At 67.8% G+C, this 12,508-nt stretch carries 13 protein-coding genes; 8 read left to right on the top strand and 5 right to left on the bottom strand.

Annotation, left to right across the window (positions count from 1 at the left end; translation table 11 throughout):
- Nucleotides 1-67: 67 nt before the first annotated feature.
- Nucleotides 68-538: a tRNA (cytidine(34)-2'-O)-methyltransferase gene (locus AAID08_RS26780; RefSeq protein ID WP_054500438.1), complete on the top strand. Its 471-nt coding sequence runs from the start codon at nt 68-70 to the stop codon at nt 536-538.
- 75 nt (nt 539-613) lie between these two features.
- Here the strand turns inward: AAID08_RS26780 and AAID08_RS26775 are convergent, their stop codons facing one another.
- From AAID08_RS26775 to AAID08_RS26755, 5 genes are all read right to left on the bottom strand, one after another.
- Nucleotides 614-1,609, bottom strand: coding sequence for a tripartite tricarboxylate transporter substrate binding protein (locus AAID08_RS26775; RefSeq protein WP_064524037.1), 996 nt, complete (start codon nt 1,607-1,609; stop codon nt 614-616).
- A 75-nt stretch (nt 1,610-1,684) separates the two neighbouring features.
- A complete protein-coding gene (locus AAID08_RS26770; protein WP_064524038.1) occupies nt 1,685-2,734 on the bottom strand; it encodes an NAD(P)H-dependent glycerol-3-phosphate dehydrogenase in 1,050 nt (349 codons plus the stop codon).
- An 18-nt stretch (nt 2,735-2,752) separates the two neighbouring features.
- On the bottom strand, nt 2,753-3,280 hold the full coding sequence (gene secB, locus AAID08_RS26765; RefSeq protein WP_175143356.1) for a protein-export chaperone SecB: 528 nt from the start codon (nt 3,278-3,280) through the stop codon (nt 2,753-2,755).
- Nucleotides 3,281-3,316: 36 nt separating this feature from the next.
- A complete protein-coding gene (gene grxC, locus AAID08_RS26760; RefSeq protein WP_006391755.1) occupies nt 3,317-3,574 on the bottom strand; it encodes a glutaredoxin 3 in 258 nt (85 codons plus the stop codon).
- A 50-nt stretch (nt 3,575-3,624) separates the two neighbouring features.
- Nucleotides 3,625-4,047 carry a rhodanese-like domain-containing protein gene (locus tag AAID08_RS26755; RefSeq protein WP_049076757.1) on the bottom strand — a complete coding sequence of 141 codons (423 nt, stop codon included), beginning with the start codon at nt 4,045-4,047 and terminating at the stop codon, nt 3,625-3,627.
- 161 nt (nt 4,048-4,208) lie between these two features.
- Between AAID08_RS26755 and gpmA the strand changes: the two genes are divergently transcribed.
- The 7 genes from gpmA (at nt 4,209) to AAID08_RS26720 (ending at nt 12,364) form a co-directional block, all read left to right on the top strand.
- On the top strand, nt 4,209-4,961 hold the full coding sequence (gene gpmA, locus AAID08_RS26750) for a 2,3-diphosphoglycerate-dependent phosphoglycerate mutase (protein WP_049076754.1): 753 nt from the start codon (nt 4,209-4,211) through the stop codon (nt 4,959-4,961).
- 3 nt (nt 4,962-4,964) lie between these two features.
- Nucleotides 4,965-6,566 carry a murein hydrolase activator EnvC gene (locus tag AAID08_RS26745; protein WP_175166981.1) on the top strand — a complete coding sequence of 534 codons (1,602 nt, stop codon included), beginning with the start codon at nt 4,965-4,967 and terminating at the stop codon, nt 6,564-6,566.
- A 41-nt stretch (nt 6,567-6,607) separates the two neighbouring features.
- Complete coding sequence (locus AAID08_RS26740) at nt 6,608-8,053, top strand: S41 family peptidase (protein WP_054500441.1); 1,446 nt, start codon at nt 6,608-6,610, stop codon at nt 8,051-8,053.
- Complete coding sequence (locus AAID08_RS26735; RefSeq protein ID WP_054500442.1) at nt 8,050-8,805, top strand: molybdopterin-synthase adenylyltransferase MoeB; 756 nt, start codon at nt 8,050-8,052, stop codon at nt 8,803-8,805. The genes AAID08_RS26740 and AAID08_RS26735 overlap by 4 nt, the downstream gene beginning before the upstream one ends.
- A gap of 137 nt (nt 8,806-8,942) precedes the next feature.
- Complete coding sequence (locus AAID08_RS26730; protein WP_054501182.1) at nt 8,943-10,130, top strand: GGDEF domain-containing protein; 1,188 nt, start codon at nt 8,943-8,945, stop codon at nt 10,128-10,130.
- 105 nt (nt 10,131-10,235) lie between these two features.
- A complete protein-coding gene (locus AAID08_RS26725) occupies nt 10,236-10,955 on the top strand; it encodes a FadR/GntR family transcriptional regulator (RefSeq protein ID WP_054500443.1) in 720 nt (239 codons plus the stop codon).
- Nucleotides 10,952-12,364 (top strand): FAD-binding oxidoreductase, encoded by a 1,413-nt coding sequence (locus AAID08_RS26720; protein ID WP_395757135.1) that lies wholly within the window; start codon nt 10,952-10,954, stop codon nt 12,362-12,364. Before AAID08_RS26725 ends, AAID08_RS26720 begins: the two co-directional genes overlap by 4 nt.
- The last annotated feature ends 144 nt before the right edge of the window (nt 12,365-12,508 follow it).

Raw genomic sequence — 12,508 nt, 5'->3', positions numbered from 1 at the left:
GGCGACAATCGCTCCTGCGCGGCCCTGGCCGGCCGCCCGTCATTCAACGTCTTTCCGTCCGTTCATCATGTTCCACGTCATCCTCGTATGCCCCGAGATTCCGCCCAACACCGGCAATGCCATCCGTCTGTGCGCCAATACAGGCGCGCAATTGCACCTGGTGCGTCCGCTCGGTTTCGAGCTGGACGATGCCCGCATGCGGCGGGCGGGGCTGGACTATCACGAGTGGCAGCCGGTGCGCGTGCATGACACGCTGCAGGAGGCGCTGGCGGATACAGGGGCGACGGCTTCCCACCTCTATGCATTGACCACGCATGCCCAGCGCAGCGTGGGGGATGTGCGATTCGAGGCGGGGGACGTGTTCGTATTCGGACGGGAGAGCGCCGGTTTGTCGGAGGAGCATCACGCGATGTTCGCGCCGCAGCAGCGGTTGCGGCTGCCGATGCGGGCGGGGCAGCGGAGTTTGAATTTGTCCAACGCGGTGGCGGTGACGGTTTTCGAGGCTTGGCGGCAGTTGGGATATGAAGGGGGCGTCTGATCGCCCCTGGCGGATGCCTGCGCGCGGGGCGCCAAAGGCCGCCCGCGCGGCCGCCTTCGGCGCTGGGGGGCGGCGTCAGTCGAGCGACAGGTTCAGCTTCTGGATGACCTGATCCCAACGAGCCTTTTCGTTCTGGATGCGGACGGTCAGGGCCTCGGGGGTGGAGGCGGCGGGGGTGAAGTATTGCAGGGCCATCTGCTTGCGGACCGTGTCGCTGTTGATGATGCGGTTAAGTTCGCTGTTCAGGCGCTCGATGACGGGCGTCGGCGTTTCCGCGGGGGCCAGGATGGCGTTCCACGAGATGGCTTCGAAGTCGGGGTAGCCCTGCGAGGCCATGGTGGGCACGCCGGGCAGGGTATCGCTGGGCTGCAGGCTGGTGACGGCGAGGATCTTGACCTTGCCGTCGCGGGTCTGCGGCACCGCGATGGCGGGGACCATGAAGCCGGCCTGGATGTCGCCGCCGATGATGGCGCTGATGACCTGCGGGAAGCCGGCGTACGGGATATGCGCCATGTCGATGCCGGCGCGTTCCTTGAACATTTCCATGGCCAGGTGGGCCGAGCTGCCGGGGCCGACGGAGCCATAGTTCAGCGAGCTGCCGTGCTCCTTCACCATGCGCACGAAGTCCTGCACGGAATTGACGTTCTTCAGGTTGCCAGGCACGGTCAGCACATTGGGGCTGGTGCCCACCAGCGTCACGGGCGCCAGATCTTGCAGCGGGTCGTAGCCCAGCGTCTTCTTGTAGAGCGTGGGGGCGGTGACCAGCGGGCCGTTGATCGTGTAGAGCAGGGTGTAGCCGTCGGGTTTGGCCTGCGCGACGATGCGGGTGCCGATGTTGCCGCCGGCGCCGGTCTTGTTGTCGATGACGATGGGCTGTCCCAGCGCTTGTCCCAGCGGCTCGGCGATGGTCCGCGCCAGGATGTCAGGCGACGAGCCGGGCGGGAACGGCACCACCATGTGGATGGGGCGGTCCGGCCAGTCGGCGTGGGCGGCGGCGGGCAGGATGGCCGCCAGGCTCAGGCAGAGGCCGCGCAGCAGGGGGCCGACCCGGAACTTGCGGGTTTGCGTCATGAAGGATGTCTCCTGGGAGTCGTGCGTCGTGTTGTTATGAGGACGAGGGGGTGGGGGCCGGCTGCATCGGCGATGTCAGCCCGCGTTGCCGTGTTCGTCGCGGGCGTCGCGCGCCAGCAGGGTGGACACGGCCGTCATGGGCGAGACGCCGTCGAACAGTACGGCGCACACGGCTTCGGTGATGGGCAGTTCGACGCCGACGGCGCGGGCGCGTTCCAGCGCGGCGCGCGCGCAGCGCACGCCTTCGGCGGTGATGCCGCTGGCCAGGACGTCGGCCAGCTTGCGGCCCGCGCCGATTTCCAGGCCGACGCGGCGGTTGCGCGACAGTTCGCCGGTGGCGGTCAGGACCAGGTCGCCCAGGCCGGTCAGGCCGGCGAAGGTCTCGGCTTGCGCGCCCAGCGCGACGCCGAAGCGCGTCATCTCGGCCAGGCCGCGGGTAATCAGCGCGGCGCGGGCATTGGTGCCCAGCGCCAGGCCGTCGCCGATGCCGCAGGCCACGGCGATGACGTTCTTGAGGGCGCCGCCCACTTCCACCCCGACCAGGTCGCCGCTGGCGTAGACGCGCAGCGCGGCGCCGTGCAGGGCCCGGGTGGTGGCGGCGCGCAGGGAGGCGTTGTCGCTGGCGACGGTCAGCGCCACGGGCAGGCCCTGGGCGACTTCGCGGGCGAAGGACGGGCCCGACAGGACGCCGCCGACGGCTCCGGGCAGGGCCTGGCGCACGATTTCGTGGGGCAGTCTGGCCGTGTCGGCTTCAAAGCCTTTGCAGGTCCAGACGATGGGGGTGTCTTGCAGGCCCAGGGCGGGCAGGCGACGCGAGAGTTCGGCGCAGGTGGCGGCGAGGCCGGCCACGGGAACGCCTAGAATGATCAGCCCCGTCGCGCCGTCCTGTTGCAGGCTGCGCAGCGTGGCGTCGAGATCGGAGGTAATCGTCAGCGCCTGGGGCAGGGCGATGCCAGGCAGGTAGCGCGCATTTTCGTGGCGGGCGGCCATGTCGGCGGCCTGCGCCGGATCGCGCGCCCAGAGTACGGTGGGGTGGCGGCGGCTCGCGGCCGCCGCCAGCGCGGTGCCCCAACTGCCCGCGCCCAGGACGGCGACGCGCAGGCTGGGCGGAGTGGGCTGGTTCATGGGGCGCCGCGGTCTGCCTTATTGGCGGGTGGCGCTGGCGGGCAGGATGATGCCCGAGTCGCTGCCGTTGGCGTTGCTTTGCTGCTGTTGCAGTTCGGCCAGGCGTTGTTCGTACAGGGCCTGGAAGTTGACTTCGGTCAGGTGCAGCGGCGGCATCGAGGTGCGGGTGATCGCGTCGGCGATGTTGGCGCGCAGGTACGGGTACAACATCGTCGGGCAGACGATGCCCAGCAGCGGGTCGAGTTGCTCTTCGGGGATGTTGGCGGCTTCGAAGATGCCGGCCTGGGTGCCTTCGACCAGGTACACGACCTTGTCATTGACACGGGTGGTGACGGTGACCGTGACCGTGGTTTCGAACACGGTTTCGGCCAGGCGCTGGCCGCCCACGGTGATGCTCACTTCGACCTGGGGGGCTTCTTGCTCCAGGAAGACGTGGGGCGCGTTCGGCATTTCCAGCGAAAGGTCTTTCAGGTAGACGCGCTGCAGATTGAACGAGGGCGCGTCGTTGCCGCCTTCTTGCTGGGTGTTTTGGTCTTGATCAGCCATGAGTGTTTCCGTTGGTGGGAGGGGCAAAAAGGGGCGTCAGCCGTTGAGCAATGGGGTCAGGCCGCCCGAGCGGTCCAGCGCCATCAGGTCGTCGCAACCGCCGACATGGGTATCGCCGATGAAGATCTGCGGTACCGTGCGCCGGCCGGTGCGTTCGATCATGCGATCGCGTTGGCCGGGTTCGCGGTCGATCTGGATGATTTCCAGGTCGGTCACGCCGCGCTGCTCCAGCAGCGCCTTGGCGCGGGCGCAATAAGGACAATAGTCCTTGCTGTACATGACAACTTTATTCATAGGCGCTCCAGGCGGATTCTGTCGATAAGATGGGGGCGCGTCGCCCGGGTTCAACCCTTCTGGGTGACCGGCAGGCTGGCGGCCAGCCAGGCGCGCATGCCGCCTTCGAGCGGCACGACGTCGGCGAAACCCTGCGCGCGCAGCTTGGCGGCGGCGCGGGCGGAATCACGGCCATTGTCGCAAACCACGACCAGCGGCTTGTTCTTGGGCAGCGAGGCGGCCTTTTGTTCCAGGTCGGCGGCCGGCACGCTGCGTGCCTGGGCGATGTGGCCGGCCTGGAACTGTTCGGCGGGGCGCACGTCGACCCACACGGCCTGGCGCTGGTTGACCATCTGGATGGCTTCCGTGGTGCTCACGGCCGAGCCGGTGCGGCCCTTGCGCAGGGCGGGAATGGCCAGCATGACGCCGGAAACGAGGGTTACGGCGACAATGAAGATGTTGTTTTTATCGAGCAAGAATTGCAGAAGGTCCACGGGGCATCCTGAAGTGCGGCGTCTAGCCTGGTAAGGGCGAACCCTGACGCGCCGCGCGGCGAAATTGACGGGTGCGCCGGGGCAAAATCAAGGGCAAAATCGCTCAATTATAAAATGAGCGCATTCCGCAACTTTAACCCGCGTTACACGCCTGCCAAACCATGCACAAACTCGTTCTGATGCGCCACGGCGAAAGCCAGTGGAATCTGGAAAACCGCTTCACCGGCTGGACCGACGTCGACCTGACCGAAACCGGCCGTGAGCAGGCCCGCAAGGCGGGCGAACTGCTCAAGAAGGAAGGCTACACCTTCGACCTGGCCTACTCGTCGGTGCTCAAGCGCGCCATCCGCACCCTGTGGATCGCCCTGGACGCCATGGACGCCATGTATACCCCGGTGGGCGTGAACTGGCGCCTGAACGAGCGCCACTACGGCGCCCTGCAGGGGCTGAACAAGGCGGAAACCGCCGCCAAGTACGGCGACGAGCAGGTGCTGATCTGGCGCCGCGCCTACGCCATCGCGCCGGAACCCCTGTCGCTGGACGACGAGCGCCACCCGCGCTTTGACAGCCGCTACGCGAAGATCCCGGCCGACCAGTTGCCGGCCACCGAGTGCCTGAAGGACACCGTGGCGCGCGTGCTGCCGTTCTGGAACGAATCCATCGCCCCGGCCATCCGCGCCGGCCGCAAGGTGCTCATCGCGGCCCACGGCAACAGCCTGCGCGCGCTCATCAAGCACCTGGACAACGTGTCCGACGACGACATCGTCAACCTGAACATCCCCACCGGCCAGCCGCTGGTGTACGAATTGGATGATGACCTGCGCCCCATCCGCCACTATTATCTCGGCGATGCCGCCGAGATCGAGGCGGCCATGGCCGCCGTCGCGGCCCAGGGCAAGGCGAAGAAGGACTGATACATGGTGCGCAAGGCGGGGTGGTTGTTGGCGGTCATGCTGGCCGGCGGAGCGCTGCCGGCGGGCGCCGCGCCCAACGATCTCGCCGGCCGCCAGTCCGAAGCCGAAAGGCAGCAGGCGCAACTGCGCGATCGCATCGAGAACCTGCAAAAGGATATCGATGCGCGCGAAGCGGCCCGCAAGGAAGCCGCCGATGCCCTGAAGCAGTCGGAATCGGCGATTTCCAGGATCAACCTGCGGCTGAAGGAACTGGCCGAGTCCAGCCGCCAGGCGACCACCGACCTGTCCGGCCTGGAAAAGCAGATCACCGCCCAGCAGGCCGTGCTGGCCAAGCGCCGGGTCGAATTGGCCGACCAGTTGCGCACGCAATACACCAGCGGCCTGTCGCCCTGGACCGCGCTGCTGTCCGGCGACGATCCCCAGGTGCTGGGCCGCAACCTGGGCTACCTCGATTATGTCTCCCAGGCCCGCGCCCGCGCCGTCGAGGCGCTGCGCGCTGACATCGACCGGCTGGCCGCCCTGCAGGGCCGCGCCGACGCCCGGCGCGCCGAGATCGAAAAGCTGGTGGCCGAAACCTCCGAACAGAAGAGCGCCCTGGTCGCCCAGCAGAAAGAGCGCGGCACCCTGCTGGCGCAACTGGAAGGCCAGATCGCCGCCCAGCGCGCCGAAGCCAACAAATTGGGTCGTGACGACCAGCGACTCTCGCGCCTGATCACCGACCTGGACGCGGCCATCGTCAAGCAGGCCGAAGAGGCGCGCAAGGCCGAAGAGGCGCGCCGCCGCGCAGAGGAAGCCCGCAAGGCCGAGGAGGCCCGCCGCGCCGAAGAAGCCCGCAAGAAGGCCGAAGCCGAGCGCCGCGCCGAGGAGGCCCGCAGGAAGGCCGAGGCCGACCGCAAGGCGGCCGCCGACAAGGCCGCGGCCGACAATGCCCGTCGCGACCGTAACGCGCGCGAGGCCCGCGAGGCCGCCGAAGCGCGCGAACAGGTCGAGGCCGCGTCGCGCCAGGCGCGGGGGCCCGTGGCCGTGGCCGATCCCGACGCCGCTGGCCTGCGCCCCGCCGATTCGCGCCATACCCGCCTGACCGGGCAGGCCGAGGCGCCGCCCCCGGTAAAACCCGCAGATCCTCCCAAAAAGGCGGAACCCGCGGAGGCGGAATCCACTCCAACCCGAACTGCATCGGTCCAGCAGACCCCGCGTGCCGCGCCGGTAGGCGGCGGCAACGGGCTGCGCCACGGGTTGGCGGCGCCGGTGCGTGGCCAGGTGCAGGGCCGTTTCGGGGTCGATCGCCCGGACGGCGGCGTCTGGCGCGGCATCGTGCTGCGCGCGCCCGAGGGAACCCCCGTGAAGGTGGTGGCCCCCGGCACGGTGGTCTATGCCGATTGGCTGAGGGGCTTCGGCAACCTCATCATTGTGGATCATGGCCAGCAATATCTGACCGTCTATGCTTACAACCAAAGTCTGCTCAAACGGGTGGGCGATTCCGTCGCGGCGGGGGATACTATTGCTTCGGTAGGCGCAACCGGCGGCCAAGTGGAATCCGGCCTATACTTTGAAATTCGCCATCGCGGCGCTCCTGTGGATCCAGCCCAGTGGCTGGCCCAGTAAGCCAAAAACCCTCAAGGGCGAAAACCATTCGGGAAGTGTGCATGAGCACTCGCAAGTTTCGCGGTTTCGGTCTGATTGCCATCGGTGCGGTGGCTGGTGTCCTGCTCAGCGTGGGCGTCACCGCTGTCGCCCAGCGCGGCAGTCCCTTGCCGCTGGATGAACTCAGGCAACTGAGCAACGTCTTCGCCGCCATCAAGAACAACTACGTCGAGTCGGTGGACGACAAGACGCTGATCGACAATGCCATTTCCGGCATGGTGTCGAACCTGGACCCGCATTCCGCTTACCTGGATGCCGACGCCTTCCGCGAAATGCAGACGGCCACGCAGGGTGAGTTCGGCGGCCTGGGCATCGAGGTCGGCGCCGAAGACGGCTTCGTCAAGGTCATCTCGCCCATCGAGGACACCCCCGCCGCGCGCGCGGGCGTCATGGCCGGCGACCTCATCATCAAGATCGACGACACGCCCACCAAGGGCATGTCGCTGAACGACGCCGTCAAGCTCATGCGCGGCGCGCCCAAGTCGCCCATCACGCTGACCATCATGCGCGCCGACCGGCCGCAGCCGATCGTGCTCAAGATCGTGCGCGACATCATCAAGGTGCGCAGCGTGCGCAGCAAGATGCTGGACAACGGCGTGGCCTACGTGCGCATCGCCCAGTTCCAGGAAAAGACCGGCGTCGACCTGGCCAAGCAGCTCAAGGACCTCGGCGCCAAGGAAGCGCCCAAGGGCCTGGTGCTCGACCTGCGCAATGACCCGGGCGGCCTGCTGACCAGCGCCATCGGCGTGTCCGGCGCGTTCCTGCCGGCCGACGCCCTGGTGGTATCGACCGACGGCCGCACCCCCGACGCCCGCCACAAGTACCTGGCGACCCCGTCGGAATATGCCCGCGGCGAAAGCAACTACCTGTCGGGCCTGCCGGCCTGGACCAAGACCGTGCCGATGGTGGTGCTGGTCAACGTCGGTTCGGCCTCGGCTTCCGAGATCGTGGCCGGCGCGCTGCAGGACCACAAGCGCGCCAAGGTGCTGGGCAACCGCACCTTCGGCAAGGGCTCGGTGCAGGTGATCCTGCCGCTGTCGGAAACCACCGCGGTCAAGCTCACCACGTCGCGCTACTTCACGCCCAGCGGCCGTTCGATCCAGGCCACCGGCATCGAGCCCGACTACGTCGTGGCCGACACCGCCGACGGCGACCTGTTCCGCCTGCCGCGCGAAGCCGACCTGCAACGCCACCTGTCGAACCCGGGCACGGCCAACGAAGTGAAGTCCAACTCGGACCAGGACAACGTCGACGTGCCGACCAAGGTGTTCGAATTCGGCGGCAAGGACGACTTCCAGTTGCAGCAGGCGATCAACCTGCTGGCCGGCAAGCCGGTGCAGAAGGGGTCGGCCCGCGCCCAGGCCAAGGCCGACGCCAAGCCCGGGACCGGCACCGCCCAGCGCATGAAGATCACGCCGACCGGAGTCGAGCCCAGCAAGGACAAATGAACGACGAGCAACTGCTGCGCTACGCCCGCCATATCCTGCTCGACGAGCTGGGTATCGAAGGGCAGGAAAGACTGCTGGCGGCGCGAGTGCTTATCGTAGGGGCGGGTGGACTGGGTTCGCCCGCCGCGCTCTACCTGGCCACCGCCGGCGTCGGTGACATCACGCTGGCCGATGACGACGTCGTCGAACTCAGCAACCTGCAGCGCCAGATCCTGCACACCACCGCGAGCGTCGGCCGGCCCAAGGCCGAGTCCGGGCGCGACATGCTGGCGGCTTTCAATCCGCAGACCCGCGTGCATGCCCGCGTCGAGCGGCTACAGGGCCAGGCCCTGTCCGACGCGGTGGCGCAGGCCGACCTGGTGCTGGATTGCACCGACAACTTCACCACCCGCCACGCCATCAACCGCGCCTGCGTGCAGCATCGCAAGCCGCTGGTGTCGGGCGCCGCCATCCGCTTCGACGGCCAGGTCAGTGTCTACGACCTGCGAGACCCGGACGCGCCGTGCTACCACTGCCTGTTTCCCGAGGCGGACGACGTCGAGGAGGCCAACTGCGCCACTATGGGCGTGTTCGCGCCGGTGGTCGGCATCATCGGCAGCATGCAGGCGGCCGAGGCCCTCAAGCTGTTGTCCGGGGTGGGTGAGAGCCTGTCTGGGCGGCTGCTGTGGCTGGACGTGCGCACCATGCAATGGCGCAGCGTCAACGTCCAGCGGGATCCGGAATGCGCTGTCTGTGGCGCGCACGCGCACTGATGCGCCGGACAGGCGATTATTCCGTCCCCGTAAAATCTGCCTGTCATTCTCCGCGTAAATAATATTAAAGGTTTGAAATACCTGCTATAACGCCAGCCAGCCTTCCTTTCATGGCAGGCAGCATTGGACGTATCGGAGTGGACACAGGATTGAGCTTCAGCCTGCCGAAATGGCGGCTGACCCGATGGTTGACGGATTCCGGGCAGGACACGCCTGCGGACATCCGCGCCGCGCTGATTGCCAGCCTGTTCGGCACCCTGCCCATCTTCGCGGGCGGTGTCATCAACACCTTGATGATCTCGGGCGTGGTCGCGTGGCGCCGTCCCGAGCCGCTCTATATCTCGTGGCTGGTCCTGGAGATCGTGCTGGCCGTGGTGCGGGTCACCATCCTGCGCTCGGCCTTGCGCAACGCCGCCCGGGGCGGCAACACCCATACCGACATCTACATCGTGCTGGCGTTGCTATGGGCGTTCAGCGTCGGCTACGGCGTTTTCGTCACCTTCCTCAACCATGACTGGCTGGCCGCCACGCTTGCCGGCGTGTCCTGCGGCGCCATGGCCGGCGGCATCTGCTTTCGCAACTACGGCGCGCCGCGGCTGGTGGCCGCGATGATCTTCCTGAGCCTGGGGCCGATGTGCCTGGGCGCGCTGTTCGCCGGCGAATACGTCACCGTCATCGTCTTCATCCAGATCCCGTTCTATCTGGTCAGCATGAGCATCGCCTCGCAGCGGCTGCGCCGCATCCTGGTGTCCACCATGCTGGCCGAGCGCGAGAACGAACGCCGCGCCAGCCAGGACGCGCTGACCGGCCTGGCCAACCGCGCCGGGCTGGAAGCGGCGCTCGAGCGCATCTGCGCCAGCGCGCGCGGGCAGGACAGCGCCGCCGCGCTGTTCTACATGGACATGGATGACTTCAAGATCATCAACGACACCCATGGCCACGCCGCCGGCGATCATGTGCTCAAGACCATCGCCCAGCGCATGCGCGCCATGCTGCGGGTGGACGATGTCGCGGCCCGCATCGGCGGCGACGAATTCATCGTGCTGGTCACCGGCATCGACGCCACCGCCGCGCTGCGCCTGGGCAACCACCTGCTGCGCGACGCCATCCAGCCGATCACGCTGGCCGACGGCACGCGGGTCAGCGTGGGGTTGTCGATCGGCATCTCGATCATTTCCGGCGTCGACCGCAAGGCCCAGGCGGTGCTGGATTCGGCCGACGCGGCGCTGTACCGCGCCAAGGCGCAGGGTGGCCGCCGCTGCGCGGTCGCTGGCGCGCCGGACCTGCAGGAAGCCCGGGAAACCGGCGACGCCGCGACGGCCTGAGGCCACACGCTTCAAGCCTACGTCGAGGGTACGACACGACAAATTCCCTCAGATTCACCCAAAGTTATCAGATAACCTGAAAAGTCTGCGCTATACTCGGCCGCTATGCTGACCAAGAGCCTCACCTTGACCGAACAGGTCGCCCGCCAGATCGCGGGCGACATCGCCCATGGCGTCTATCCCGTGGGCGCCAAGCTGCCTTCCGGCCGCGTGTTGGCCGAGCAGTACGGCGTCAGCGCCGCGGTCATCCGCGAAGTCACCGAGCGCCTGCGCGCGCAGGGCCTGGTGCAGAGCCGCCAGGGATCGGGCAGCGTGGTGCTGGCACGCACCGGCGCGCAGGGCTTCCAGGTGCCCGCCGATATCGCCGTCAGTCGCGAGCAACTGGCCAGCGTCTACGAGCTGCGCATGGAACTGGAAGGCGGCGCCGCCGCGCTGGCGGCCGAGCGCCGCAACGCCGCCGACCTGGAGGCCATGGCCCGCGCCCTGGCCGACCTGGAACATCACCAGCACCATCCCGAACACGGGGTCGAGCACGACATTGCCTTCCATCTGGCGATCGCGGCCGCGACCCACAATCCGTTCTACCAGGACCTCCTGCAATACCTGAACCTGCAATTGCGCCTGGCTGTCAGCACCGCGCGCGCCAATAGCCGCCAGTTGGCCGGCATGACGGACGCCGTGCACCACGAACACGTCGCCGTGTTCGAGGCCATCCGCGACCACGATGCGCCGCGCGCGCGGCGCATGGCCGAACGCCACTTGCGGCAGGCGGCCAGCCGCCTGCGCCTCGATTCCCTCTTTCCCGCCTCCAGGCAGACATCATGAGCACAACCGACATCGCCCAGCGCCTGGTCCAGGCCCTCGGTCCCGACACCGTCTTCACCGCCAGCGAGGACATCGCGCCCTGGCTGTCCGACTGGCGCGGTCTGTACAACGGCCACGCCCAGGCGGTGGTCCGTCCGCGCACCACCGCCGAGGTCGCGACCTGCCTGGCGCTCTGCAACGAGGCCGGCGTGCCGGTGGTGCCGCGCGGCGGCAATACCGGCCTGTGCGGCGGCGCCACGCCCGACCCCGCGCCCATCAACGTCGTGCTGAGCCTGGACCGCATGAACGCGGTGCGCGCCATCGACACCATTGCAAACACCATGGTCGCCGAGGCCGGCTGCATCCTGGGCAACCTGCGCCGCGCAGCGCAGGACGCCGGCCGGCTGCTGCCCCTGAGCCTGGCCGCCGAGGACTCCAGCCAGATCGGCGGCAACGTCGCCACCAATGCCGGCGGCGTCAACGTGGTGCGCTATGGCATGGCGCGCGAACTGGTGCTGGGCCTGGAGGCGGTGCTGCCCAACGGCGAAATCTTCAACGGTCTGCGCACCCTGCGCAAGGACAACACCGGCTACGACCTCAAGCAACTGCTGATCGGCTCCGAAGGCACGCTCGGCGTCATCACGGCAGTGGCGCTGCGCCTGTATCCGCGCACCGACGTGCGCTCGGTGGTGCTGGCCGCGGTCGAATCGCCCGCCCAGGCGCTGCAACTGTTCGAGATCCTGTTCGAGCAATGCGGCGCGCGCTTGCAGGCCTTCGAGTATTTCTCCGGCGACTGCCTCGACCTGGTCCTGACCCACGCCGCGGGCGTGCAGGAGCCGTTCGACCAACGCTACCCGGCCTATGTGCTGGTTGAACTGGCCGACACCGCCGACGAAGCGGCGCTGACCGCGCTGCTGGAAAACGTGATCGGCACGGCGCTCGAGCGCGGCCTGTGCCTGGACGCCGCCGTTTCCGCCTCGCTGGCTCAGTTGCAGGCGCTATGGAAGCTGCGAGAGGAAATCTCCGAAGCCCAGCGCGCCGACGGCCCGCACTTGAAGCACGACGTGTCGCTGCCGATCGAGAGCATTCCGGATTTCATGGCGTCCGCCGAAGCGCGCGTGCGCGCGCTGTATCCGGATATCCGCCCCTTCATCTTCGGCCATTTCGGCGACGGCAACCTGCACTACAACCTGTCGCGTCCCGCCGGCGCGGACCGCGGCTGGGTCGCCGAACACGGCGCCGCGATCACCGACGCCGTCCTGGACGAGGTCAACCGGTACGGGGGCAGCATCAGCGCGGAGCATGGGATCGGGCAGCTCAAGCGGGAGCATTTCCTGCATAGCAAGGATGCGGTTGAGTTGCGGTTGATGCGGGAGATCAAGCGGGTTTTGGATCCTAAGGGGATTATGAATCCTGGGAAGCTGCTTTAAGAAGGGCTTGTTGGCGGGGGAAGGCGCTTCGTAGGTCGCCCCTCGGTCGGGCGGACCCGATGGCGGGCGCCCACGATTGCGGTCCGGAGCGAAGGCTCCGGACCGCAATCGTAGCCCCGCCTCCCCCCGAGGGCTGCCGCGCCG

Source organism: Achromobacter sp. EB05, from assembly GCF_044232075.1.
GTDB classification, from domain to species: domain Bacteria; phylum Pseudomonadota; class Gammaproteobacteria; order Burkholderiales; family Burkholderiaceae_B; genus Achromobacter; species Achromobacter dolens.
Note: the sequence above shows the minus strand (reverse complement) of the source record. Positions and strands in the feature narration are given on the sequence as shown.

Excerpts from the sequence above, each read along its gene's own strand:
- AAID08_RS26780 (WP_054500438.1), top strand. The coding sequence starts at position 68 with ATGTTCCACGTCATCCTCGTATGCCCCGAGATTCCGCCCAACACCGGC.
- AAID08_RS26775 (WP_064524037.1), bottom strand. The coding sequence starts at position 1,609 with ATGACGCAAACCCGCAAGTTCCGGGTCGGCCCCCTGCTGCGCGGCCTC.
- AAID08_RS26770 (WP_064524038.1), bottom strand. The coding sequence starts at position 2,734 with ATGAACCAGCCCACTCCGCCCAGCCTGCGCGTCGCCGTCCTGGGCGCG.
- secB (WP_175143356.1), bottom strand. The coding sequence starts at position 3,280 with ATGGCTGATCAAGACCAAAACACCCAGCAAGAAGGCGGCAACGACGCG.
- grxC (WP_006391755.1), bottom strand. The coding sequence starts at position 3,574 with ATGAATAAAGTTGTCATGTACAGCAAGGACTATTGTCCTTATTGCGCC.
- gpmA (WP_049076754.1), top strand. The coding sequence starts at position 4,209 with ATGCACAAACTCGTTCTGATGCGCCACGGCGAAAGCCAGTGGAATCTG.
- AAID08_RS26745 (WP_175166981.1), top strand. The coding sequence starts at position 4,965 with ATGGTGCGCAAGGCGGGGTGGTTGTTGGCGGTCATGCTGGCCGGCGGA.
- AAID08_RS26740 (WP_054500441.1), top strand. The coding sequence starts at position 6,608 with ATGAGCACTCGCAAGTTTCGCGGTTTCGGTCTGATTGCCATCGGTGCG.
- AAID08_RS26735 (WP_054500442.1), top strand. The coding sequence starts at position 8,050 with ATGAACGACGAGCAACTGCTGCGCTACGCCCGCCATATCCTGCTCGAC.
- AAID08_RS26725 (WP_054500443.1), top strand. The coding sequence starts at position 10,236 with ATGCTGACCAAGAGCCTCACCTTGACCGAACAGGTCGCCCGCCAGATC.
- AAID08_RS26720 (WP_395757135.1), top strand. The coding sequence starts at position 10,952 with ATGAGCACAACCGACATCGCCCAGCGCCTGGTCCAGGCCCTCGGTCCC.